Annotated in this window: 24 protein-coding genes and 2 pseudogenes; 15 read left to right on the top strand and 11 right to left on the bottom strand. The window is 35.2% G+C overall.

Annotated features, from left to right (window positions below; genetic code table 11):
* Window positions 1–4 precede the first annotated feature (4 nt).
* Window positions 5–529, top strand: a complete 525-nt coding sequence (gene hpt, locus A9178_RS17075; RefSeq protein WP_156520798.1) for a hypoxanthine phosphoribosyltransferase — start codon at window positions 5–7, stop codon at window positions 527–529.
* A 157-nt stretch (window positions 530–686) separates the two neighbouring features.
* Here the strand turns inward: hpt and A9178_RS19435 are convergent.
* The 4 genes and pseudogenes from A9178_RS19435 to A9178_RS17060 all read right to left on the bottom strand — a co-directional run.
* A pseudogene (locus tag A9178_RS19435) lies at window positions 687–861 on the bottom strand (LysR family transcriptional regulator); the annotation flags it as partial.
* 72 nt (window positions 862–933) lie between these two features.
* Window positions 934–1,245, bottom strand: a complete 312-nt coding sequence (locus A9178_RS17070) for a DMT family transporter (protein ID WP_068677461.1) — start codon at window positions 1,243–1,245, stop codon at window positions 934–936.
* Entirely contained in the window at window positions 1,245–1,586 is a 342-nt protein-coding gene (locus A9178_RS17065) for a DMT family transporter (RefSeq protein ID WP_068677459.1), read from the bottom strand. The genes A9178_RS17070 and A9178_RS17065 overlap by 1 nt, the downstream gene beginning before the upstream one ends.
* 6 nt (window positions 1,587–1,592) lie before the next feature.
* Window positions 1,593–2,180 (bottom strand): TetR/AcrR family transcriptional regulator, encoded by a 588-nt coding sequence (locus A9178_RS17060; RefSeq protein ID WP_068677457.1) that lies wholly within the window; start codon window positions 2,178–2,180, stop codon window positions 1,593–1,595.
* A 320-nt stretch (window positions 2,181–2,500) separates the two neighbouring features.
* Between A9178_RS17060 and A9178_RS17055 the strand changes: the two genes are divergently transcribed.
* The 9 genes and pseudogenes from A9178_RS17055 (at window position 2,501) to A9178_RS17015 (ending at window position 10,730) form a co-directional block, all read left to right on the top strand.
* The gene (locus tag A9178_RS17055; RefSeq protein ID WP_068677455.1) at window positions 2,501–3,403 is read left to right on the top strand and encodes a LysR family transcriptional regulator; all 903 of its coding nucleotides are present in this window, start codon (window positions 2,501–2,503) and stop codon (window positions 3,401–3,403) included.
* Window positions 3,404–3,511: 108 nt separating this feature from the next.
* Window positions 3,512–4,306 (top strand): sulfite exporter TauE/SafE family protein, encoded by a 795-nt coding sequence (locus tag A9178_RS17050; protein ID WP_068677453.1) that lies wholly within the window; start codon window positions 3,512–3,514, stop codon window positions 4,304–4,306.
* Between the two features lie 683 nt (window positions 4,307–4,989).
* Window positions 4,990–5,181, top strand: a pseudogene (locus A9178_RS17045) (nitrite reductase); the annotation flags it as partial.
* 199 nt (window positions 5,182–5,380) lie between these two features.
* Window positions 5,381–5,683 carry a metal-sensing transcriptional repressor gene (locus A9178_RS17040; protein WP_068677449.1) on the top strand — a complete coding sequence of 101 codons (303 nt, stop codon included), beginning with the start codon at window positions 5,381–5,383 and terminating at the stop codon, window positions 5,681–5,683.
* Between the two features lie 13 nt (window positions 5,684–5,696).
* Window positions 5,697–8,081 (top strand): heavy metal translocating P-type ATPase, encoded by a 2,385-nt coding sequence (locus A9178_RS17035; RefSeq protein WP_068677447.1) that lies wholly within the window; start codon window positions 5,697–5,699, stop codon window positions 8,079–8,081.
* Window positions 8,082–8,108: 27 nt separating this feature from the next.
* Window positions 8,109–8,315: a copper chaperone CopZ gene (gene copZ / locus A9178_RS17030; RefSeq protein WP_068677446.1), complete on the top strand. Its 207-nt coding sequence runs from the start codon at window positions 8,109–8,111 to the stop codon at window positions 8,313–8,315.
* Window positions 8,316–8,547: 232 nt separating this feature from the next.
* Window positions 8,548–8,985 (top strand): MarR family winged helix-turn-helix transcriptional regulator, encoded by a 438-nt coding sequence (locus tag A9178_RS17025; protein WP_068677444.1) that lies wholly within the window; start codon window positions 8,548–8,550, stop codon window positions 8,983–8,985.
* A gap of 107 nt (window positions 8,986–9,092) precedes the next feature.
* Window positions 9,093–10,151: an LLM class flavin-dependent oxidoreductase gene (locus tag A9178_RS17020; RefSeq protein ID WP_068677515.1), complete on the top strand. Its 1,059-nt coding sequence runs from the start codon at window positions 9,093–9,095 to the stop codon at window positions 10,149–10,151.
* 12 nt (window positions 10,152–10,163) lie between these two features.
* Window positions 10,164–10,730, top strand: a complete 567-nt coding sequence (locus A9178_RS17015; protein WP_068677442.1) for an NADPH-dependent FMN reductase — start codon at window positions 10,164–10,166, stop codon at window positions 10,728–10,730.
* Window positions 10,731–10,820: 90 nt separating this feature from the next.
* Here the strand turns inward: A9178_RS17015 and A9178_RS17010 are convergent, their stop codons facing one another.
* The 5 genes from A9178_RS17010 to A9178_RS16990 all read right to left on the bottom strand — a co-directional run bounded on the left by A9178_RS17010 (window position 10,821) and on the right by A9178_RS16990 (window position 15,065).
* On the bottom strand, window positions 10,821–12,263 hold the full coding sequence (locus tag A9178_RS17010; protein WP_068677440.1) for a sodium:solute symporter family protein: 1,443 nt from the start codon (window positions 12,261–12,263) through the stop codon (window positions 10,821–10,823).
* Complete coding sequence (locus tag A9178_RS17005) at window positions 12,260–12,445, bottom strand: hypothetical protein (protein WP_068677438.1); 186 nt, start codon at window positions 12,443–12,445, stop codon at window positions 12,260–12,262. The genes A9178_RS17010 and A9178_RS17005 overlap by 4 nt, the downstream gene beginning before the upstream one ends.
* Window positions 12,446–12,862: 417 nt before the next feature.
* Complete coding sequence (gene ytvI, locus A9178_RS17000) at window positions 12,863–13,918, bottom strand: sporulation integral membrane protein YtvI (RefSeq protein ID WP_068677436.1); 1,056 nt, start codon at window positions 13,916–13,918, stop codon at window positions 12,863–12,865.
* A gap of 94 nt (window positions 13,919–14,012) precedes the next feature.
* A complete protein-coding gene (locus A9178_RS16995) occupies window positions 14,013–14,363 on the bottom strand; it encodes a DnaJ family domain-containing protein (RefSeq protein ID WP_068677434.1) in 351 nt (116 codons plus the stop codon).
* Window positions 14,364–14,528: 165 nt separating this feature from the next.
* Entirely contained in the window at window positions 14,529–15,065 is a 537-nt protein-coding gene (locus A9178_RS16990; protein WP_068677432.1) for a ribonuclease H-like YkuK family protein, read from the bottom strand.
* A gap of 147 nt (window positions 15,066–15,212) precedes the next feature.
* Here A9178_RS16990 and A9178_RS16985 point away from each other — a divergent pair, with 147 nt between their 5' ends.
* Window positions 15,213–15,620, top strand: coding sequence for a secondary thiamine-phosphate synthase enzyme YjbQ (locus A9178_RS16985; protein WP_068677430.1), 408 nt, complete (start codon window positions 15,213–15,215; stop codon window positions 15,618–15,620).
* A gap of 175 nt (window positions 15,621–15,795) precedes the next feature.
* On the opposite strand, the gene A9178_RS16980 is transcribed toward A9178_RS16985, so the two are convergent.
* The gene (locus tag A9178_RS16980) at window positions 15,796–16,722 is read right to left on the bottom strand and encodes a ketopantoate reductase family protein (protein WP_068677428.1); all 927 of its coding nucleotides are present in this window, start codon (window positions 16,720–16,722) and stop codon (window positions 15,796–15,798) included.
* A gap of 148 nt (window positions 16,723–16,870) precedes the next feature.
* On the opposite strand from A9178_RS16980, the gene A9178_RS16975 reads away from it, so the two are divergent.
* Window positions 16,871–17,485, top strand: a complete 615-nt coding sequence (locus tag A9178_RS16975; RefSeq protein ID WP_068677426.1) for a class I SAM-dependent methyltransferase — start codon at window positions 16,871–16,873, stop codon at window positions 17,483–17,485.
* 53 nt (window positions 17,486–17,538) lie between these two features.
* Here A9178_RS16975 and pulA read toward each other — a convergent pair whose 3' ends face one another.
* A complete protein-coding gene (pulA, locus tag A9178_RS16970; RefSeq protein WP_068677424.1) occupies window positions 17,539–19,683 on the bottom strand; it encodes a type I pullulanase in 2,145 nt (714 codons plus the stop codon).
* Between the two features lie 315 nt (window positions 19,684–19,998).
* Between pulA and glgB the strand changes: the two genes are divergently transcribed.
* From glgB to glgD, 3 genes are all read left to right on the top strand, one after another.
* Window positions 19,999–21,924, top strand: a complete 1,926-nt coding sequence (glgB, locus tag A9178_RS16965; RefSeq protein ID WP_068677512.1) for a 1,4-alpha-glucan branching protein GlgB — start codon at window positions 19,999–20,001, stop codon at window positions 21,922–21,924.
* A 282-nt stretch (window positions 21,925–22,206) separates the two neighbouring features.
* Window positions 22,207–23,367 (top strand): glucose-1-phosphate adenylyltransferase, encoded by a 1,161-nt coding sequence (locus tag A9178_RS16960; RefSeq protein WP_082918256.1) that lies wholly within the window; start codon window positions 22,207–22,209, stop codon window positions 23,365–23,367.
* On the top strand, window positions 23,364–24,470 hold the full coding sequence (gene glgD, locus A9178_RS16955; RefSeq protein WP_068677422.1) for a glucose-1-phosphate adenylyltransferase subunit GlgD: 1,107 nt from the start codon (window positions 23,364–23,366) through the stop codon (window positions 24,468–24,470). The genes A9178_RS16960 and glgD overlap by 4 nt, the downstream gene beginning before the upstream one ends.
* The last annotated feature ends 14 nt before the right edge of the window (window positions 24,471–24,484 follow it).

Genomic DNA, 24,484 nt, shown 5'->3' with positions numbered 1-24,484 from the left:
AAAAATGGTGGAAAAAAATATATTGTTTCGTAAAGAAGAAATTGATAAGAAGGTAAGAGAGTTAGGCGAAATCATTTCAAACGACTACCAAAGCGATGATAAAAATCTCCTTATTATCTCCTTATTAAGAGGGAGTTTTGTTTTCACAGCAGACCTTGTTCGACACATAACTGTTCCCGTGAGAATTGAATTTATGGAAACTTCAAGCTATGGGTTTGGAAAAACTAGCACTGGAAATGTAAAGGTCTCTGACTTCTCAATGGATATTTCCGAGTATGATGTCCTTATTGTAGATGATATATTGGATTCAGGAAATTCGATGAAAACGGTATATGATGTACTGAAAGAAAAAAAACCAAAGAGTCTAAAGACCTGCACATTACTAGATAAACCATCACGCAGGCAGGTTGATATTGAGGTGGATTATAAAGGTTTTGTCATAGAAGATAGATTTATAGCGGGATATGGTCTGAACTATGGTCATCACTACCGTAATACACCTTATATTTTTGAAGTCATTGAAAAGTAACATCATCTAATATTGAATAGTCAATATCGAATTGGCAAGAAAGCAGGAAAGTACAAAAGAACGGATGTTTTTTGTTAAAAAAGGTTTTATCCGAAAGAACAGCACGTTATTCTCATTTGGAGTAACGTGCTTTTTGATTGATTACTATAATATTATTTCAAAGCTGATTTAAAAATTGATTTGCGGCATTAGAAAAAATACCTGAAGTTTTTTCCAGATAATATTTAAATTAGCCTCTAATCCGGGGGTTAATGGTTTAAAAAAAGGTTGCTGTTTCCCGATGTATTAATGAGTTTATCTAAACATAAGGCATACCCAAGATTTTCTTCAACCTTTTATAATTTTTATCCCTTGTCGGTCGTATAACATTTAACAAGCTAAGTTTTTATACATTACTTTTAAAACTATGAGATAAGTTTAAGACCAACAGCGGAAGCGAGTATTAAGGAAATAAAAAATATCCGTTTCCAATCTTTAGGTTCTCCATATAGTATCATTCCCAATATAGTAGACCCTACTGTCCCAATTCCTGTCCAAATTGCATAAACAGTTCCCATCGGTAATGTTTGCATTGCATAGGATAACAGATAGAGACTTAATCCAAACGTAAGAATCATATAAATTAATGCATCCCACTTTTTCATTGTCAATCGCTTTATATTAATAACTCCCAAGACTTCACTAAATCCGGCTATAATAATTGCTGTCCAAGCCATTATGCATTCCCCCTACTTTCAGAAGGTTCGTCCGATACTAACTTTAATCCAATTACCCCGATTAGAAGTGTTCCAACCAGTAGAACTTTTAATAGATTAAAGGCTTCTCCATATACGACAATCTCAACTAAAACAGTTCCTGCTGCGCCAAGACCTGCAAAGACAGCATAAACAGTGCCAATGGGAAGGTGGTTTGCAGAAAGCGGTAAAAGAACAAAGGTGGCGATAATTGCTATTAAGGTAATACTCCATTCTACAATACCTTCTGAATGTTTAAGTCCAGCGACCCAATACACTTCAAAAACGGAAGCTATTAAAACATAAATCCAATATTTGTTCATATATTCTTACTCCTTGTTAATTGATTTAATTCCCTGCCAATAAATCGGGAAAGTTACGTTTATTCGTTCAAAATATTTATTTTTTCCTGTGAATAGGAGTTCAATGATTACTCCATCGACCAAGGTTATATAAGCTAGGGCTGCTTTATTAATATTTACACCATTTAGTTCATTGTTTTTTTGGTGATACTTCATAAGTTTTACTAGGAGTCGTTGCATCCCATCAAGAAATGAGTTTACTATTTTTGAAAGCTCAAACCGTAGATTCCAAGGTGGAAAAAAACATATCCTTAATAAAAGTTTAGCGGAATCAGATTGGTTAAACCTTTCTTCAATGAATCCGAAGAAATCCTCTAATTTGATTTTAATTGGCTTTTGCTCAGATGATTGGAAATACAAAAGAATATTTCTTCTTTCTAAATGAAAGACGTACTTCACTACACTAAAGAACAAATCGTCCTTTCCTTTGTAATGAGAATAAATCGTTGCTTTTTTAATGCCCACCTCTTTGGCGATTTCGTTTAGGGAAGCCCCTTCATAGCCATAATTTGCAAAATGGGATAGGGCAATATTGCGTATTTTTACAGCACTCATAAAACCACCTACCTATCGTTCGGTTGGTTTATATTTTCTCACTTGATTTTTTATATGTCAATCTAATTCTTTTCTTTTGTTAATGAAACAATTTTTGCATTAAATCCGTAAGATACTTAGTTTGTTTGATCGTTACTCCCTTTTCTTTAAAATATCTGTTAAACAATGTATATTTTAGACTATACAGATGAATTTTTAACTGGCTTAAGCAATTTTGTAAGTTATAAGTTATCAATTGTTATTAACAGATAATAGATCAATTGAAAATATAGGGTGCTTGGTCATTTTTACATCAAAAATGTGATAATAAAGGTGATTTTATGAATATAGACAGTTTAAAGTTATTTTGCTTAGTTGTAGAAGAGGGGGCTTTTAGCAAGGCTGCGCGTTTAAGTTACATATCACAGCCGGCGGTCACTAGGCATATTCACCTGTTGGAGGATTATTATGGTACATTACTCTTTGATAGAGAAGATGGAAAGTTGACCTTATTAGAAGCAGGGAAAGTTCTCTATTCCTATGCAAAGATTATTTTAGAGGATGTAGATAGTTCTAAGGAGGCTATTCACGAATTAGTAGGGACTTATGATATTTTAGTAAGACTCGGTGGGACGCTTTCTATTGGTGATTATTTGCTACCAGGTTTGATTGCTGATTTTAAAAAGTTACATCCCGATGTTCGTATCAATTTGGATGTTGGGAATACACCAAGTATGGTAGAGAAACTTCAGAAAGATGAAATTGACGTCGCACTAATTGAAGGCTTGGTGGATGAAAAAGATTTGCAGGTAGAAAATTTTGCTGAAGATGAACTAGTCTTGGTTTGTCATCCAAAACATCGCTGGGCTGATAAAGGTTTTGTTTCCCTGAAGGAGTTACCAGAGGAGTGTATGATATACCGGGAGGCAGCATCTGGTACCCATTCTATTATTAGGAATGCTTTGGAGGGAAAAGAAATATTTCAGCAAATAGAGCATTACATGGAATTTGGTAGTGTTCAGGCAGCGAAAAGTGCCGTTGAAGCTGGGCTTGGTGTAAGTATTTTATCAAAAATAACGGTCGCAAAAGAGCTTCGTTACGGAATGTTGAAGAAGGTAGAGATAAAGGATTTACAAATGAAGAGGGACTTATGGCTAGTGAGAAAGCAGAAGCGATTTCAACGAAAAAGTGTCGATTTGTTCCTAGACTTTATTCGAAACAAGAACTGGTCGGAATTTGAATAAGAAATATAGGTATACAATTTTGTTATGAGCTATAACAAAATTGTATTTTTTTTATTTTCCCAAAAGTGATAGGTTTAAGAAAGAATAATAGGTTTGGAGGGATGCATCATGGAGATTACTTTAGGAATTTTACTTCTTGCTATTGGCTTTGTATCTGGCGCTTATGGAACAATTGTAGGTGCGGGTGGTGGGTTTATATTTGTACCTGCGCTTCTCCTTATCATGGATTATCCACCAGAGGTCGCGGCTGGTACGGGTCTTGCTGTTGTTTTACTTAACGCAATATCCGGAGTTACGGGTTATGTGAGGCAAAAAAGGATTAACTATAAGCTTGGGTTCATGTTATCCATTGGGGCTATTCCGGGTACATTTTTAGGAATTTGGTTAGCGCATATTGTTCCTGCTGCTTCATTTTATGGAATATTTGCAACTTTACTAATTGGACTGGGAATATTTTTAATCCTTAAAAAGGAATCCAAAGCAAAATCAGAAGTTGCTACAACAGCTGAGTCTTCTTCCGGCATTTTGGCACAAGCAGGTAGTGAAGCTAAGGTAAAGGTATTAATCGCTTGCACTGGTATTCTATTAGGAATTGTTTCTGGATTCTTTGGAATAGGTGGCGGTTGGCTGATGGTACCGATTTTAATTTACATCTTCAAAATAGTACCGAAATATGCGACTGCAACTTCCATCTTTGCTCTTTGTATCTATTCTATATCGGGCGTTATTGTTTACTTTATACATGGTAATATTGAATGGATAGCGGTTCTATGGGGTGGAATAGGGATTATCTTTGGTGCTCAATTAGGGGTTTACCTATCAAATAAAATATCTGGAAAACTAATTATTCGCCTTCTCTCTGTGCTGTTAATTATTGTTGGAGTACGATTGTTTTTTGGATAAAGTTCGAATCCAATAAGGAAGCACTTTCCTTTCAGAACAATCAGTCGCACTATAGAATACTTCCAGATTTACCTGCCCTCAGCTATTCATTAATAAAAACAATCCATTCCATTAAAAAAGATGAAGCATATAATTCTTCATCTTCCAATCATGTTACAAGAAAATCTAGTATTTTCCTTTATTTAGTATCCCATTTTTCTTAATGGCATTTTTTTATTACTAAATTTACGTGGTTAAAAAAATATAGTGGCGCTTTTATGAAAATTGGTGGAAGTATAATGATCGTAATGGGAGTTATTTTGTTTTTTGATAAACTTTCACTTACCAACTCGTTATTATCACCGATTTTTGGAGATTTCCAAGGGTTTTAGTGCTTTGGGAAAGCAAGAATGAAGCCTAATACCTAACCCCAGTGTTTTCAAATCAATCAAACGTTTGTTTGAATAAAATGTGTACAAATTAGACTGGATCCAGTGGGGTTCAGTCCTTTCTGCATTGGTACCGCATCGAACTAATGAGGAATAAAATAATACCAATAAAATAAATTCCTCTTGATAATACCCATAGAGGGTATAGTAAGATAAGAGGGACTAATAATTAGGAAGGATACTTTCTAGGACTGAAAAATACCCTCCCGCGGTACATATAATAAGAAAGCATGGGGGAATGAATATGATAAAGATATCCAAAAGATTAAAATTGCGGTGAATGGTGGAATAGGGTTTGGGGCAAAACTTAACTCTAAACAACTAATGACAATATCCAAATACATGAATGAAGATGATGAACTTGAATTAACCACATTTCAACAATTATATATAGAAATTCCGGAGAATAGAAAAGAAGAAATCATAGAGGAATTTGAAAGTGTTGGGTCGGCAAGGATCAATTCATAAGTTGATATAAAATCCTTTTTATCATTGTGGATTAATAAATAGGTAAGGGAAATCATTTACCCTTACTAGACAGGAAATGATTTATTCTTTCCTATTTGTCAAAATATGATGTTTTTTTATTGACAAAGATACCATATGGGGGTATGGTATAAGTATAAAAGAAAAGGAAGTGATTCATTTGGATGAATTCTTACATGATCACCCTAGTAAACCAAGAACACAAGATGAGAAGCAAAAAGTCATAAATCGTTTAAAACGAATAGAAGGTCAAGTTCGTGGAATACAGAAAATGGTGGAGGATGATCGTTATTGTATGGATATTTTAGTACAAATTAGCGCGATTCAATCTGCTTTAAAAAATGTAGGGTTTGCTGTCACGGAACGACATATCAATCATTGTGTCAGTGATGCGATTAAACAAGGCGAAGGGAAAGAAGCCATCGACGAATTAATGGGGGTACTAAAACAGTTTTCCAAGTAAGGAGGGAACTATGATGAGTGAACCAAATCATGCCACACTAGGTATAACAGGAATGACCTGTGCAGCTTGTTCTAATCGTGTGGAAAAGGTTTTAAATAAAATGGATGGAGTGGAAGCACAGGTTAATTTGACGACAGAGAAGGCAACGGTAGACTTTGATCCTGAGAAAACATCGATAGAAGATATTACGAAGAAAATAGAAAATGTCGGTTATGGGGTTTTAATGGAAAAGGCGGAATTAGATGTGTTTGGAATGACCTGTGCAGCTTGTTCGAACCGAATTGAAAAGGTATTGAATAAACAAGCGGGGGTTAAACTGGCAACTGTAAACTTAACAACAGAAAGTGCATCCATCGAATATAACCCAGGGCTCACAGATACGAATGCATTAATTGAGAAAATTAAAAATGTGGGTTATGATGCGAAGCCTAAAGCGGAGGCAGCAGAAAAACAAACACATAAAGAAAAAGAAATTAAAAATATGAAAACCAAATTAATTATTTCCGCGGTATTAGCTGCACCGCTGCTTGTAACTATGTTCGTTCATTTATTTAACATGACGATACCGGATATATTCATGAATCCGTGGTTCCAATTTGCTTTAGCAACACCCGTTCAATTTATTATCGGATGGCAATTTTATGTTGGTGCGTATAAGAACCTGCGTAATGGTGGAGCGAACATGGATGTGCTTGTCGCATTAGGTACAAGTGCTGCTTATTTCTATAGTTTGTACGAAGCATTTAAAACGATTGGAAATCCAGCGTATGAAGCTCATCTGTATTTTGAAACAAGTGCTGTATTAATTACGTTGATTTTATTTGGTAAGTATTTGGAAGCAAGAGCAAAAAGCCAGACAACGAATGCACTATCTTCTTTACTTAATTTACAGGCAAAAGAAGCTCGCGTTATAAGAAATGGCGAGGAAATCATGATTCCAGTTGAGGAAGTTATTGTTGGAGAGCGATTAGTTGTAAAACCTGGGGAGAAAATACCTGTAGATGGTATCGTTGTAAAAGGGAAAACATCTGTTGATGAATCGATGCTTACCGGGGAATCGATTCCAATTGAAAAAGAAATTGACGCTAGCTTAATCGGTTCAACAATAAACAAAAACGGTTCGATTGAAATGGAAGCAACAAAAGTAGGGAAAGATACTGCCCTTGCATCTATTGTTAATGTTGTGGAAGAAGCTCAAGGATCAAAAGCACCGATTCAGCGATTAGCTGATGTTATTTCTGGCTATTTCGTACCGATTGTTGTGGGTATTGCCATTCTAACATTTATCGTATGGATAGCTTTTGTTCAACCAGGTGAATTTGAATTGGCATTAGTCGCTTCCATTGCTGTACTTGTTATTGCTTGTCCATGTGCGTTAGGACTTGCAACACCAACTTCCATTATGGTTGGTACAGGAAAGGCTGCAGAGAACGGAATTCTTTTTAAAGGTGGAGAACATTTAGAAAGAACACATCAGTTAAATGCGATCGTTTTGGATAAAACAGGAACTATCACAAAAGGAAAACCGGAAGTAACGGACTTTACTGGGGATGAAGAAACATTACAATTATTAGCAAGTGCGGAAAAAGGTTCAGAACATCCACTTGCAGGAGCAATTGTGGCATATGCAACAGAGAATAATATCGACTTTTTGGATGTAGATGATTTTACCGCAATACCAGGTCACGGTATTGAAACGAAGATTTCTGGAAAACAGATTCTTGTTGGAAATCGGAAATTAATGAATGATTATCAAATTGATATTGAAGGTAATGAAGAGAAATTAGTTGAATTTGAAACCAATGGCAAAACAGCGATGTTGATCGCCATTGATGGAAAGTATCGTGGAATTGTTGCGGTTGCAGATACCATTAAAGAAACAGCACCACAAGCAATTAGCGAGTTAAAAGAACAAGGATTAGAAGTAATCATGTTAACAGGAGATAACGAACGAACTGCACAAGCTATTGCGAAACAAGTAGGAATCGACCATGTGATTGCTCAAGTGTTACCTGAAGAAAAAGCGGATAAAGTAAAAGAAATTCAAGAACAGGGTAAAAAGGTAGCAATGGTTGGTGACGGGGTGAATGATGCACCTGCTTTAGTTACAGCAGATATTGGAATTGCTATTGGAACTGGTACTGAAGTTGCGATTGAAGCGGCTGACGTTACCATTCTTGGTGGGGAACTATTGCTCATACCAAAAGCAATTAAAATTAGTCATGCGACGATTAAAAATATTCGTCAAAACCTATTCTGGGCATTTGGATACAACACAGCAGGAATTCCGGTGGCAGCGATTGGTTTACTTGCTCCATGGATTGCTGGTGCGGCCATGGCATTAAGTTCAGTAAGTGTTGTCTCTAACTCACTTCGCTTAAAACGAGTGAAATTATAAATGTCAATTTAAAGGGGGTGAAAAGTCATGGAAAAAACACTAAACGTACAAGGTATGTCATGCGGTCATTGCAAAATGTCTGTTGAAGGTGCATTAAAAAAATTAGACGGTGTATCAGCAGCTGAAGTTAATTTAGAGGCTGCCAAAGTAGATGTTACTTTTGATGAATCAAAAGTAAATGTCGATGCCATGAAAGAAGCTATTGAAGAACAAGGCTATGATGTTGAAGTCTAAATATAAGAAAGCTGGTTTTCCGTTGTGAAAATCAGCTTTTTAAATTAAGAGTGCGGAAAACATAAATGTATTCGGTGGTTTGAAAATATCAATCAAACGTTCGTTTTAATTATCAAGAGGTAAGGGTATACTCTCGTCCAAATTAACCTAAGTGATTGAAATATATGAGCTACTTTACTTGAATTTTTATAACTTGATGTGTAAAGTGAGGTAAAGAAAGGATGGAAATGTGGTGAAAAAAAATACACTAGGTATATTGCTCTGGTTGCGTATTGCACGGTTTACACATCAAAGTAATTTATTATCGAATGAATTCCTAAAGCGCTATGGAATCACAGCTGCACAGTTTGATGTACTAAGTCAGATTTCTAACTATCAGCCTATCATGCAATGTGAATTAGCTGTAAAATTAACTGTATCAGAGGGCGGAGTTTCACGTATGCTCAAAAGACTTGAGCAAGAGGGGTATATAGAACGTAAACAGGACTGGAAGACGAAATGGATTGCCCTTACTTCTAAAGGCAGGAAAAAAATAGAAGAGGTTTTTGAACACCAAAAAAGGTTCCAAACATCTCTTTTTAATGAATCCTTAACAAAAGAAGAGCAAAAAACATTATACAAGCTCATGACTAAATTACAAAAACATACAGAAGAGAAAATGGAAAAGTAACCATTTTTTAAAATCCATCACTTGACTAGTAAAATGATGGTAGAAGGGTTACATATGACCAATAGATGAAAATATAGAGCTAATAAAGAAGGGTGATAAAAATGGGAATGGAAAAGTACCGGATCGATCAAAGTCAAGGATTAGAATTTGGATTGTACTCATTAGGTGATCATCTATCTAATCCTCATACAGGTGAACGAATTTCAGCACAACAACGACTTAAGGAACTAGTTGAATCCGCGAAATTAGCTGATCAAGCTGGCATCGATTTCTTTAGTGTTGGTGAAAGTCATCAAGAATATTTTACTACGCAAGCACACTCGGTTGTATTATCAGCAATTGCTCAAGCAACTGAAAAAATAAAGATAGGAAGTTCTTCAACTATTCTTTCGACATCTGATCCAGTTAGGGTGTTTGAGGATTTTGCCACCATTGATTTAATTTCTAATGGTCGTGCAGAAATTATTGCTGGTCGTGCTTCAAGAATTGGACTTTTTGAACTGTTAGGTTATGATGTTCGTGATTATGAAGAATTATTTGAAGAGAAATTTGAACTGTTACTACAAATTAATGAAAATGAAGTCGTCAACTGGAGCGGAGATTTTCGGGCTCCTTTAAGAAATGCAAAAGTTTTGCCACGACCAAAAGAAGGTTCTATGCCGATCTGGCGTGCTGTTGGTGGTACACCTACTAGTGCGGTTAAAGCAGGATTCCAAGGTGTTCCAATGGCTCTGGCCATGCTCGGTGGACCAGTATCACATTTTAAAACATCGATTGATACCTACCGTCAGGCTTTAACCCAAGTAGGGTATAATCCAACCGATTTTCCAGTTGCAACGACGGGTTTTTTCTATACAGCTGAAACGACACAACAAGCATTACGCGAATATTATCCTCATATCAATGAAGGAATGAAACGAACGAATGGACGAGGCTTTGCTAAGCAGCTGTTTGCACAAGGAGCGGATAAACGAAGTGTCATGCTTGTGGGAAGCCCTCAAGAAATTATTGAAAAGATATTGTATCAACATGAACAATTTGGCCATCAACGATATATGGCACAGTTGGAATTTGGTGGTGTACCGTTTGACAAGATAATGAAAAATATTGAAATCATTGGTACCGAAATTATACCGGCTATTAGAAAATATACAGCAAAAAAATAGGGGGTTATAAACGTGAAAATAGTAGGATTATCTGGTTCCATTGTTGGTTCTAAAACGAGGACAGCAATGAATTACTTATCTAAAGAAATATCAGAAAAATATCCAGAAGTAGAATTTAATCTAATAGACTTAGCGGATTATAATATTCAGTTTAGTGATGGGAGAAATTACTTGGAGTATGAGGGTGATACTGGATTCGTAACTAAACAAATCATGGAAGCGGATGCCATCATAATTGGAACACCTATATTTCAAGCATCCATTCCAGCTACATTGAAAAATATATTTGATTTGCTTCCTGAAAAGTCATTTCGGGATAAAATCGTTAGTATCATTGTTACTGCCGGATCACCGAAACATTATTTAATCGTAGAACAACAATTAAAACCGATTTTATCTTATATGAAAGCACAAGTTGTTCAATCGTATGTATTTATTGAAGAAAAAGATTTTTATAGAAAAGAAATAATCAATGATGACATTATCTTCCGATTCCAACGTTTAGTTGAAGATACAGTAGTTTTAACTGAAACTTATATGAATATTCGTAAGGCTAAAGAAGAAGAGTATGATTTTTGATGGAAAAGGTAAAATGAAAGACAGGATCATTCCCCCTGGGGAAATTCCTGTCTTTTTTCTATTGAATATTGTAATCATTAAGAATGCAAGCTATACAGATAAAAAGCTTTTGGCCTTTTCTTCGGGTGCTTTAGTCATTACGCTGATAGTGATATAGAGAATTGTTGAAATAAGAATACCCCAAAGCCCTGAAGCAAGGCCTAATGGTTTCATTTGCATTAATTCAAGGATAATGACAATTAATCCACTGACCACTACACTAGAAATAACCCCGGCTGCTGTTCCTTTTTTCCAAAAAAAGGCTCCAATAATTGCTGGTACAACTACTAATAAACCAGCAGAAGAAGAAACGGATAGAACAGCGATTAAATTTACTTCCATTTGTGCAAAGATAAATGCTAAAGCAGCAATTACAGGGATGACAAACTTACCTACTTTAAGTTGTGCAGAGTCACTTGTGTTCCTCTTCACGTTCCCATAAACATCCCTAGCAAATAAAGACGAAAGGGTAAGTAAGATCGAATCAATAGTAGAAATGGCTGCTGCCATGATTCCTACCATAACGATAACCCCTAGGATTGGAGGTACCAAATCAGATTGAAGTACTAACGGTGTTGCCATATCTGCATTTTCTAAATTTGGAAACATAATTAATGCAGAATACCCCCAAATAACTGCTACAATCGTATAGATCAAACCAAATATTAAAAAGCCCATAAGCATATGTTTCATACTTTTTAGTGAAGAAGGCATGTATAATCTTTGACTAACTTGTGGATTGGATAAGCTAAAGAAAAACCAAGGGAGACTTAACCCTAAAAAGTTTATAAAGCTAAAAAACCCATTTCCTGGGACGGTTAAATATTCTGGATATTTTGTTTCAAGTGTACCAAAAAATCCACTGAAACCACCAAGCCCTTTAATTAATACGATCACTACAATAGTGGAAGTAACAATCATAAAGAGAGCTTGGAGTGAATCGGTCCAGGCAACAGACCGAATTCCTGCAATATAAGTGAAAAAAATCGCAAGTGCTGTAGCGATAATGACACCGGTTGAAAAGGAAATAGCATTATCTGTCACGCCTTGTAATAAGTAACCAACGCCTGATAATTGAACTGCACTATAAGGAATTAAGAAAATACAGTTGGAGATCGCTACGATTATCGCAACCGCTTTACTATCGTAGCGATCACCTAGCATTTCGGATGGGGTTACATAACCAAATTTCTTTCCTACTTTCCAAAACCTAGGTCCAAAAAAAGCAACAAGGGAAACTCCCATTAAATAAATCAGTTCAAATCCTAATGCTCCAACTCCACCATTGTATGTTAGACCGGCTAGTCCTACTAACATGAACGCGCTATACGTTGTAGCACTATAACTAAGAGCAGATACAAAACCGTTCATTTTTCGATCACCAAGGAAGTAACTGTTCATGTTATTTTGTTTTCCTGTTCTAGATAAAAATGCAATAACAATCGCAATTGTGACATAGATGGTAATGGCGCTCCATACTAAAGTAGTACTCATTTTTCTTTACCCCAATTCTTTGTTATTAAATAATTAATACCGATGACAATAATGGTTAGGATGATCCAAACAAAAAAGCTTCCATACCATTTTGTAACGTTAGTCAAAAGTGTATAGGGGAGGATATAAGCAATTAGAACAAAAAATAAAATAATAAGCCCCCATCTTAATTCGTTTTTCAAGAAAAAACCTACCTCCTATAAGTAATTGTAAATTAATGGATAAGGATTAATAGAATAACCGATAATGCTTAAATAATACTATTGTTCATATAGTGAAATATTTCACATTATCTGTAAAATTAAACGTTAGCTATAAAGTATCCATAAAAATGATGAATTTTCAATATCATACCAAATATTACTAATATTTTCTATCTATTTAAATAGTTAAATTCTGTGTTACCTCCCTTAGGCTTCACCATCATCGGTCTGTTCATTATTGTTCTAGGTATGTTGCTTCACAGTTATTTTACAAATGTAAATAAAAAGGGAAAATCTGTACGGCTATATAAAAAGACAGAACAACAGCTTTAATAGATAAGGATAACAGGTGAAAAAAAATGAAACCATCCCATTGGGTGGTTTCATTTTTACGGATTATATTTTAAAATCCAACTTAATAAGCCCAGCCTCTTTTGCTGATAGTATGGCGATGATAGATAAAGGACCGATAATAAATCCGATAATACCAAAGAAGTATAAACCTAACCATAAACCAATTAAAGTGGGAAGTGGGGGTAACCCAATTTGATCTCCCATGACTTTAGGTTCAACCGTTCTACGTATGATCAATAATATTGCAGCTAAAACAAGTAATTGAATTCCTGTACTCGTATCTCCAGTTATTAAATCAAATAACGCCCATGGTGCAAGTATAACAATGGAACCAATGATTGGGATTAAATCGATAAGCCAAATTACTAAGGACATGACAAGTGCATTATGTGGTGAAATAAAGATTAGACCGATATAAGTTACGATAAGAATAATAATACTAACTAAAAATTGTGCCTTCATAAAGCCGGTAAAAAATCGTGTGGAGCGTTGTAATATATATTGGATTTTTTCAGCATTTTCATCACGGAATTTGGAGTAAAAAGCCTTTTTATATTTCGGAAGGTCCATACTTATTAAAAATAAAGCTATTAAATATATAATAATAACAACTAATAAATTAGGAATTCCTTGTATCCAACCAGCTAGTATGGGTATCATTCCCTGTGCCATATTAGTTAACCATTCTAAAAGATTAGATACCTGTCCTTCCATTTCATTTATAAAAATAGGTGGAAGTCCTGCAGCGGTTTTATTAATATCTTCGAGTAGCTTTTCGATAAAAAGATTGATATCAATAATATAATAGGGTAATCTTTCAGCAAATCGTATCGTTTCATTCACGACTCTAGTGATAGCAATATAAAATATGAAAGCGACACTTAAAACAAATAAAAGAAATGAGATTAATACTGCAGGTAACCTGGTTTTCAGCTTTAAGTGTTTCTGTAGAAATCTAACTAAAGGTTCTAAGATGAAAGCTGTAACCATGGCTAATATTAAAGGCATGAAAGCGGAAGAATAGAAATATAAAATCATTGCGATTAATATCAGTGAAACTGCAATAATAATCCGTTTCGTTGTAAAAAACTTAGCCAAATAAAGACTCCTTTCCATCGTGAATTTCAATACCTTTATTATAGTATTAGGTATCTAATTGTTTCCAATATTTAAGTGCGTGTATCCAACCTCTTTAACGAAATAATTTGTTATATATTTTTTCTGCGTAATGACGAAATGAAGGGTTTTTCTTTAATTCCCTTTGTTTTGCAAAGGACTCAAATTGTCTTTTACATTCGAATTGTCCTTGCTCACTTTCTATCCCTGTAGCAAATCGATGTAAGTCTTTAAAAGTAAGATTTTCTTTGTCATTCTCTTCTGGGATATATCCGGCAGTTTTGAGTATTTTAAAGGTTCGTCTGATTTCTGGAGATAACCCTTGAAATTCGTCTCTTACATTAAGAGGCTCTCCTTTTCCTGGGAGGTTATCAAACTCACCGTTTTCCATCGATTCTTTGATTCTATCTTCTACTATATGATACAAATTTCATTCCCTTCTTTCACTAGAAAAATAGAAGTTGTTAAAAGTATATCCTAGAGATGTAAATTTAATCAATATAATTAGCTGATTCAAATGTATTTGAGATGTTTGGTGCATAGAATAGAGGCTGTCTTTAGATGAAAATTCATTTAAAGACAGCCCCTTTATTTATTTCGTATAACGATTTGCGTATGAGCTTGCTACAAAGGATTCCGGTTTTATTTTTGGTTCTACACCAATAGATTCCATCCTAGATACCATTTCGTTTACGAAAATTCTAGTTTTGTTTCGATTTTCTGAACCGATATCTAGATGCCCTTCAATCGTAAATGTAGCTCCTTTATAAATGTTCGGCAAAATGATATCGATTAGCTGGCTTTTTCTTTCGTCTGTAAACATAGATACAATTTCTTCCGTTAAGGTTGTTTCATAAGAAATACGTTCATGAAGGTTTGTCATCTTTCGAGGTACAATCATTTTTCGTATACATGCCCATGCCCCTTTTTTCTCGCGCTGAATTACTATTCCAGTAATAAATTTAGTATAATAGCCATGTACTTGTGAGTCTGTTCCAAACATTAAGCGGTAATTACCATTCGGGTCGTTTCTCATAAATTGAATGATGTTTTCAAAGACTTGTTCAAAAGACATGTTTTTTTGACTTAAGTTTTGGAATGAATAATGGAACACCTTTAATTTTGACATAATTCCCTTCCTTTTAAGTAAGTTAATGAGTAAAAACAAGCGATGAAACGAGCTCGTTACTACAGTATATTCACTAATTAATAATTACGACTATTTAAATTTACTAATTCCATTATTAATTTAAATTTATTATAGGAGTGAAATGTCTTGGGGAAAAATTTATTTCAATTTGAGGTTATAACACATGAAAGACAGTCATTTACGAATATTGATTCCTACTTGGAGGAAGCACTGCTACAAAGCGGCGTGAAAGATGGGATAATGGTTGTTTATTGTCCGCATACAACTGCTGCGATAACCATTAATGAAAATGCGGATCCGGATGTAAAACGGGATTTAAAATTTGGTCTTGATGAAACATTCCCAAATAAAAAAGAATATGTACATATGGAAGGGAATTCGGATGGACATATAAAGTCATCTGTTGTAGGGGTAAGCGAGACGCTCATTATATCAGAGGGGAATCTTATTTTGGGGACGTGGCAAAGCGTATACTTTTCAGAGTTTGATGGACCTAGAAGAAGAACATTTTATGTGAAGATTATAGAAGGTTAAAATCGTGTCTGACATTCATCAAGGTGATGAGTGCCGGAACGTAGAATGGAAATGTTAATTGGAGTACTCATAGAGGAGATGAATAAACTCCATCTGCCTTTATAGCAGATGGAGCTTAACTTTTTACACAATTATAATTTACCTAGGCCTATTAGCAAACGGTAAGTTATCTAAACTAATTGTTCAACTTTGCCATTTCTTCCATGATATGAATCATTTTATAAAGTTGGTCATTGATTGGGGTGGGAACAGAATATTTTTTTCCTAATTCACATACTTTTCCAGCGAAAAATTCTACCTCGGTTTTTCTATTTGCTTCTATGTCTTGAAGCATCGACGTTTTTCCATTAGGCGAGAGGTTTTGAAGGATTGGTCTGTATTGATGAACATCTTTATCCGTTAAGTTTACTCCTACCTCTTTGGATAGCGCTACGACTTCGTACATTGCAAACTCCATCCATTCCTTTAATTCAGGGATCTTCTGAAAGTTACTATAAGGAGCTTTTAGTACCGCTGAAATTTGATTGACGGCTACGTTAAACATGAATTTTGCCCAAATAACATGCCAAACATCTTTGGGTATTTCATAGGGGACTTCAGCTCTGTCAAATAAATCCTTTACGGCAAGAACATCTTCAGATAAAGACCCATTTTTCTCTCCAAAGCAAATCAAACCCATATGTTGATAGTTAATTTCTTGTTTATGACGAATGGGGTCATTTTGATATGTCATACTATATAAAATATGTTCATTTTCCGTAGCATCATAAATTTCCTCTTCACTAGAAATCCCGTTCAATAGTGAAAGAATAATCGTATCTTTTCCTATATGATTTCTTGCATCAACTATTGCCTGTTTTAATTCTGCATTTTTTGTTGCGATGATAACAAGATCAGCTGGTTCTACTTCCGTATCGGGCGTAATATAATGAAATTTTTGTTTTTCCCCATTAATCGTTATCCCAGTTTTTTGATAACGCTCCATGCGCTCTTTATTAACGATAACTTGAAATTTGTCTCCTAAGTAATTCTGTAGCTTTTTACCAAAAATAGCTCCGATTGCTCCAAGTCCAACTAAGGAAACGGTTTGAATACTCCTCATATATATTCGCTTCTTTCTTAATTATTATTTGAAAGTTCCTATTATTATATCTAATATTTTAATAGATTTCAAAAGGACAATTGTGATGATTTTACAGATTAAGCAAATAAAGAGATAATAATATGAAATAGAATGATGGAGAATGCAAATGAAAGAATTTTACTATGATAAATTACTTAATATTAAAACCCGAGACCAAAGAAATGCCCATACCGGTGGGGATATAATACATTATTATCCATATGAACCAACCCCTTACGATGTACTAGAACTTTTATTTACGATTTATCCTGTCGAGCAGACTGATTATATGGTTGATTTTGGCTGTGGTCTAGGCCGTTTAAACTTCTATGTTCATTACTTTTACCATTCAACCGTTATAGGTATTGAGAGAAATGAGGAGTTTTATAAAAAGGCTGTGGATAATAAAAATCACTATATGGCAAAGACAAAAAGGAAATCGGATAACATGTTCTTTCTTAATTGTTTAGCGGAGGAGTTTGAAATTAAGAAAGAGAATAATCGATTTTACTTTTTTAACCCATTTTCAGTCAATATCTTTCGAAAAGTTGTTAACAACATACTAACATCTGTTGAACAAACCAAGAGAGAAGTAGATATTATCTTATATTATCCACATGAAGATTATATTTTCTTTTTGGAAAATGAAACGTTATTTGAATTAGTATCTGAAATTAAAATACCAAAGATGTATGAGAAGAATCCATATGAACGCATATTAATCTATCGTTTAAATTATTAAATATAGTAAAAGACAAGACGAACAGTTGTAATGGACTGTTCGTCTTCTTTTACTTATTCACTAGTATTCACGAATAATACAGAGTCTTCCTTTCCTGCCGTTTTTCGTGACTTCTTAAGCGCTAATAATTCAAAAGGATTGATGGAAGTAAATTCTCCTATAACTTGCTTACTAGATTGGATATTGCTAAGTGTTACAAACCATTTCCCTGACGATGGTAAATGTAATGGAACCTTTTGGTCTGTGGGGTTCACATATATAGAGATGTCAGCATCATCACCTAATAACGTAAAACCGAAAATAGGTGGTTGTGTTTCCAATATATGAAATCTTCTTCTTATTTCATCCTTAGATTTTAAACGGAAGACTTCATACGTTTTACGAAGAGAAATCAGTGATTTTACGAACTGAATATTTTCATCTTCCAATTCACGTCTATCCCAGTCTAATTGATTAATTTCATCACTAGAAATATAACTGTTTTCTACACCTTTTTTTGTTCGAAACCATTCTTGACCTGCATGAATAAATGGAATTCCTTGGCTTAATAGGGTTAATCCAGTTGCTAGCTGATGTATTTTTTTACGTTCGTCTACACTAGCATCTGGGTTTGTTAATAAAAGGCGATCCCATAGTGTATGATTATCGTGACATTCCACGTAATTGATTGTTTGATTAATATTAGAAACAAAGGGAATACCATATTCTTCTAATACAGATCCTGTCACCAAATGGGCAATTCGTTCCACATAATGTCCATTTCCATTCACATAACCAGAATCATGGTGATAAAATAAGTTTCCTTTTATTGTATCTCGAAATAAATCATTAAAGTAGCCAACCCCATTTAATTGATGGGAATTTCCACTTGTTGCTTTATGATGTGGGGGTAATGCAGTGTCCAATTCCCAACCTTCACCCAAAAGCATAATAGGGATAGGTTCCTCTTTGCAGCGGTCTCGAATTTGCCTCATTGTTTCGATATCAAGAGCTCCCATCAAATCAAAGCGAAAGCCATCAACTTGATATTCCTCTAACCAAAAACTTATCGTATCCAAGATGAACTTTCTAACCATCTGTCTTTCCGATGCAATGTCATTACCAACACCAGTTCCATTACTAATTGCTCCATTTGGATGATATCGGAAGTAATAGCCGGGAACTATTTTTTCAAATGGTGACTCCTCCATTATGAAAACATGATTATAGACAACATCTAAAATTACGGAAATTTCTTCCTGATGAAAAGAATCTATCATTGTTTTACATTCATTGATTCTTGTAACGGGGTCATTAGGAATTAAAGAATAACTTCCCTCAGGAACTTGAAAAAATAATGGATCGTAACCCCAATTATAAGAAGTATCTGGATCCAATTCATTAACCCGAGCGAAGTCATTAATTGGCAGTAATTGAACGTGGGTTACTCCCAAATCTTTTATATAAGATAGGGCTGTTGGGTATCCGTTGGAATTAGTCGTGTTTTTCTCTGTTAGCCCTAAAAATTTACCTCTGTTTTTTACACCACTATTTACATGAATCGTTGCGTCCCTTACATGTAATTCATAAATAATGGCATCTTGTAAACTGTCTAATTTTGGTCTTGAAACCGAACTATCCTTTAATGACTTTGTTCTAGTGAAGTCAATGATGATTCCTTTTTCACTATTCGGAAGCATTGCTTTCGCATAGGGATCATTGACTAGAGTGGATTCTCCATTCAATGTTACATCATATATATAAGGGCAACCATGCCAATCTCCATCTACCGTTAGTGTCCACACCCCTCTGTTTTGCCTTTTTAATGGAATCTTTTTATCGTTTAATTCCACTTTCACTACGGTTGCAGTGGGGGCCCATATAGAAAAGGTTGTTGAAGCTCGGTGACAAGTAGCCCCAAGCTCTACATCCAAATTGGAATAGTTTTCATCAAACCAATTTGTTCGCACAATGGCTCCTGGATAGATAGGGATTTTTATATCATTCCATAATAGGAATAAGTTTTCTCCGATTGGTAGTTCCTCATGATACCGAATTTTCGCTTTTGAATGGTTTATCTTTTCGGCTTTAGTCTGAATGTAACTTTGTTTGTTTTCGATATAAATTAAGGGGGATTGTCTATTTAAAAATAAACTTTCCATGTCACCTATTACGGTTATTTCATGAATATCGTCTATCCACGCAACCTTGTTATCCAAAGAAAGCAACTCCTTTAATAAACTATACACTTATCAGTATATGTATTAGTCAATAAAATGGAAATATAAACTATTAAGAAAATTATAACCATTCAAGCGTCCGTTTAAACAAAGTTTACAGATAATTAACGTCATTCGACAAAACATACTCCAATGCAAGAACTGCGGTCATTTATTGTCGAACGAATCTTCAGAAAACTAATTGAAGTGAATGATTATTCATCTTATAATTAAGCGTGTATTTGAAGGATTAGCCATATTTTTCTCGTTATGTCAAATCCTTCCTTATCGTATAAGGAGGAAAAAATGGATTGCATGTATCATATAACCGAACAAGATATCTATTTATTTCATCAAGGAACAAATTATCGTAGTCAGGACTTTTTAGGTTGTCATGTAATTGAATGGGAAGGCAAGCAAGGGTTTCGTTTTGTAGTATGGGCTCCAAATGCAAAAGAGATATCTGTTGTCGGAGACTTTAACGACTGGAATGGTGAATCTCACTCTTTGGAAAGGTTAAATAATGAAGGGATTTGGATTGGCTTTTTTACTGATGTTGAAGAAAACCAAGCGTATAAATATCGAATTATTTCTTCTTCAGGTGAAATACGGATGAAAGCAGATCCATATGCTAGAAAGTCAGAACTTAGACCAGGTACGGCCTCTCTAACATTAAGTCCCTCTACATATAATTGGCAGGATGATCATTGGATTAAACAGAAGGAAGTTTATAATCCCCATACTTCTCCAATTGCTATCTATGAAGTTCACTTAGGTTCATGGAAAAAGAAGGAATCAGGAGAATTTTATACGTATAAAGAATTAGCAAAGGAATTAATTCCATATGTTAAATCTCTTGGTTATACACATATCGAATTATTACCTTTAGCTGAACATCCATTTGATTTATCTTGGGGATATCAAATTACTGGTTATTTTTCTGTTACGACAAGATATGGGAACCCCGAAGACTTTAAATACTTCGTGGATCATTGTCATGCGAACGAGATAGGGGTGATTATGGACTGGGTTCCTGGTCATTTTTGTAAGGATGATTTCGCCCTTCAGAGATTCGATGGAAAGGCGCTTTATGAATATTCTGATCCAAAAAAGGCAGAGAAGCCAACTTGGGGGACACTTACATTTGACTTTGGTCGTCCAGAAGTGCAAAGTTTCCTAATTTCGAATGCATTATATTGGCTGGAAGAATATCATTTGGACGGAATTCGCGTAGATGCTGTAGCTAGTATGTTGTATTTAAATTTCGATCGACAAGATTGGGAAGAAAAGATTTATAACACGTATGGAGGAGAAGAGAATTTAGAGGCATATGCCCTTTTACGTAAGCTGAATGAAGTTATCTTTTCTTATGAACCTAGTGCGCTGATGATGGCTGAGGATAGTTCAGACTTACCACTCATAACGGCACCTACGTACTCCGGTGGAATTGGCTTTAATTTTAAATGGAATATGGGTTGGATGAATGACATGTTATCGTACATGAAAAAAGATCCAGTCCATAGGAAATGGCATCATAATCTATTAACCTTTTCTTTCATGTATACATATTCAGAAAACTTTCTTTTGCCACTTTCACATGATGAGGTTGTTCATGGGAAAAAGTCTTTATTAGATAAAATGCCTGGAGACCAGTGGCAACAGTTTGCTAACTTAAGATTGCTATATGGATATATGACTTGTCATCCGGGTAAAAAATTACTATTTATGGGGGCTGAATTAGCCCAATATGCGGAATGGAAGGATAAAGAGCAGTTAGATTGGCATCTTTTAGATTACCCATTACATCACGGAGTCTTCAATTATGTGAAAGAACTAAATCACTTCTACTTAGAAAATCCAGAACTTTTTGAACTTGACCATGACCCAAGCGGTTTTGAATGGGTTGATCCCCATAACATTGATCAGAGTATTATAGCTTTTAGAAGAAAAAGTAAGGATAAAGAACTGATAATTGTTTGTAATTTTACTCCTAATGTAGCGTATGACTACAAAATTGGGGTTCCAGATCCAGGAATTTACGAGGAAGTCTTTAATTCTGACCAGATAGAATTTGGAGGGTCAGGACAACAAAACGAGAATAAACATTTTAGTTTTCCGGAAAAGTGGCATGGTTTAGCCCAACATATAAAGATAAAAATACCACCACTTGCAATTACGGTATTTAGAAAAGTAGGAAAAAAATGTTCAAAAAGGAGGATGAAAAGGACCGAGGTCGGCTAAATGCGCAACGTCCTGGGGCTCCGATTACTCGCCCCACCGAAGACATTTGTTGCAACGCCGACACTAGCACGTCCTGTGCGTCGCGGTTCGAGGCGGCGTAGCTTTGAGTACCGGAACGTATGCAATTAATACGTGAGGAACGGAAAAGCAAGCAAACGATCTTCTTTAAAGGAAGGCCAACTAAAAGCGGGCTTTGCGCCCAACGTCGGCATACCCCTATTGAAGGGGCATGTCATTTTCACCGGACTTTTTGAACTTCCACTACAAAAAGGAGCGATTAGATTGAGAGAATGCGTAGGTATGCTTTTAGCAGGGGGAGAAGGAAAACGATTAGGTGCGTTAACGAATCATATAGCAAAACCAGCAGTACCATTCGGAGGGAAATATAGAATTATAGATTTCACTTTAAGTAATTGCTCCAATTCAAATATTCAAACATTAGGGGTACTGACACAATATTCACCATTAGAACTTAACAGACACATTGGAAATGGAAAGCCTTGGGACATGGATCGCAGGTATGGCGGGGTAAGTGTATTATCACCGTATACTGCCAAATCAGGTGGAGATTGGTACTCAGGAACTGCCGATGCCATCTACCAAAATATTCACTTTATCAATCAATATAATCCTAAGTATGTTCTTGTTATATCAGGTGACCATATCTATCAAATGAATTACCAGAAATTACTCGACCAACATAAAAGGACAAAAGCAGATGCTACTATCTCCGTAATTGAGGTGCCTTGGGAAGAAGCATCCCGTTTTGGAATTTTGAATACGACAGATAGTTTAAGAATCTATGAATTTGAAGAGAAACCTAAACAGCCACAAAGTAATTTGGCTTCTATGGGAATTTATATATTTACTTGGGAAACGTTAAAAGCATATTTGGTTCAAGATGCAATGAGAAAGACATCTAGTCACGATTTTGGAAAGGATATTATTCCTGCCATGTTAAGCGACGAAAAACGACTATATGCGTATCGATTTAATGGGTATTGGAAAGATGTCGGTACGATTCAAAGTTATTGGGAAGCAAATATGGATTTACTAAATAATGAACAGAGTGGACTTTCTCTTGGCCATAATAGCTGGCGCATTCACACGCAAGACTCGAATTACCCTCCGCAATTTATCGGTGAGGATGCGGTAGTCAACCATTCTTTAGTTAATTCTGGTTGCTTTGTTTACGGAAGGGTAGAAAAATCTGTCTTATTTAGTAATGTCAAAGTGGAAAAGAGTAGTGCCGTTTCACAATCTATTTTACATTCAGGGGTAAAGGTAGGAAGAAACTCAACTCTTCACCGGGTCATTGTGATGGAAAACACGGAAATTCCTGAAGGGACTAATATTAATGTCGATGAAAATGATGAACCTATCGTAATCAATCAGGAAATATTAAATGGAATGTTGGCAATGACGGGAGGAGTAAAGCAATGAAAACGATGATGGGTTTAATAAATTTGGAACATGAACACCATGTCTTTAATGAATTAACTTATTTCAGAACGCATGCTTCTATTCCATTTGCAGGTAGATATAGAATGATTGACTTTGCCTTATCTAATATGGTTAATTCCGGTATTAATGAAGTAGCTATTTTTGCTAGAACAAAATACCGCTCTTTATCAGACCATTTGGGTACAGGGGAAAATTGGAACTTGGATCGTAGAAATGGTGGACTATATATATTTCCGCCGGATTGGAATGATCCGAGCGATGTTTCAAAAGGGGATTTACAATTTTTTCATAATAATAGGGACTATTTCAATCGGGGGAAGTCTGATTACGTATTAATCAGCGGAAGCCAATTTATAGCAAATATAAATTATAGTGAGGCCTTTAAATATCATGTTGATCGCGGTGCAGATGTAACCCTAGTTACAACGGCGGTTGAAGAATTAAAAGAAGAGCATGCACCGTATTTCCGTATTCAAGCGGATGACTTAGGTTGGGTGGAAGACATAACAAATGATCAAACAAATCCGTTATTATTTACCGGAGCATATATTATTAATAAATCTTTATTAATGGAATTAGTAGATGATTGTATCGCATATAACCGTGATCACTTATTCGTCCATGGAATAAGGGAGAAGTTATCCGAACTTAAAGTTGTCATGTATCGACACAAGGGTTATGGGGCATTTATTAATTCAATTGAAAGTTATTATCGACATAATATGAATCTATTAACAGAGGATAATTATTTAGAGTTATTCTTCAATCCCCCATTTGTGAAAACAAAGGTATCAAGTAATCCACCAGTGAAATACTATAATCCTTCAAGTGTCAAACAATCGATTCTAGCAAATGGTTGTGAGGTTGAGGGAGAGGTAGATAAAAGTATTCTTTTCCGTGGGGTCATAGTGAATGAAGGAGCGCAGATTAAAAACTCTATTATTATGCAGCGTTGTACGATTGAAGAAGACGTATATTTAGAAAATGTAATTCTGGATAAAGATGTTCATGTAAGGAAAGGACAACGAATTATCGGATCGAAAGACAAACCATTTGTCGTAGCAAAACGAAGTGATATATAAGGCTAGTTCAAAAG

The sequence above is a fragment of the Oceanobacillus sp. Castelsardo genome (assembly GCF_001659985.1).
Lineage (GTDB): Bacteria > Bacillota > Bacilli > Bacillales > Amphibacillaceae > Oceanobacillus.
The sequence above is the reverse complement of the archived record's forward strand: the minus strand, read 5'-3'. Positions and strand labels throughout refer to the sequence as shown.

Coding starts and splice junctions, on each gene's coding strand:
- A9178_RS16975 (WP_068677426.1), top strand. CDS start 16,871: ATGAAAGAATTTTACTATGATAAATTACTTAATATTAAAACCCGAGAC.
- A9178_RS17070 (WP_068677461.1), bottom strand. CDS start 1,245: ATGGCTTGGACAGCAATTATTATAGCCGGATTTAGTGAAGTCTTGGGA.
- A9178_RS17050 (WP_068677453.1), top strand. CDS start 3,512: ATGGAGATTACTTTAGGAATTTTACTTCTTGCTATTGGCTTTGTATCT.
- A9178_RS17060 (WP_068677457.1), bottom strand. CDS start 2,180: ATGAGTGCTGTAAAAATACGCAATATTGCCCTATCCCATTTTGCAAAT.
- A9178_RS16990 (WP_068677432.1), bottom strand. CDS start 15,065: ATGTCAAAATTAAAGGTGTTCCATTATTCATTCCAAAACTTAAGTCAA.
- A9178_RS17055 (WP_068677455.1), top strand. CDS start 2,501: ATGAATATAGACAGTTTAAAGTTATTTTGCTTAGTTGTAGAAGAGGGG.
- A9178_RS17065 (WP_068677459.1), bottom strand. CDS start 1,586: ATGAACAAATATTGGATTTATGTTTTAATAGCTTCCGTTTTTGAAGTG.
- glgD (WP_068677422.1), top strand. CDS start 23,364: ATGAAAACGATGATGGGTTTAATAAATTTGGAACATGAACACCATGTC.
- A9178_RS17035 (WP_068677447.1), top strand. CDS start 5,697: ATGAGTGAACCAAATCATGCCACACTAGGTATAACAGGAATGACCTGT.
- hpt (WP_156520798.1), top strand. CDS start 5: ATGGTGGAAAAAAATATATTGTTTCGTAAAGAAGAAATTGATAAGAAG.
- glgB (WP_068677512.1), top strand. CDS start 19,999: ATGTATCATATAACCGAACAAGATATCTATTTATTTCATCAAGGAACA.
- copZ (WP_068677446.1), top strand. CDS start 8,109: ATGGAAAAAACACTAAACGTACAAGGTATGTCATGCGGTCATTGCAAA.
- A9178_RS17010 (WP_068677440.1), bottom strand. CDS start 12,263: ATGAGTACTACTTTAGTATGGAGCGCCATTACCATCTATGTCACAATT.
- A9178_RS17020 (WP_068677515.1), top strand. CDS start 9,093: ATGGAAAAGTACCGGATCGATCAAAGTCAAGGATTAGAATTTGGATTG.
- A9178_RS16980 (WP_068677428.1), bottom strand. CDS start 16,722: ATGAGGAGTATTCAAACCGTTTCCTTAGTTGGACTTGGAGCAATCGGA.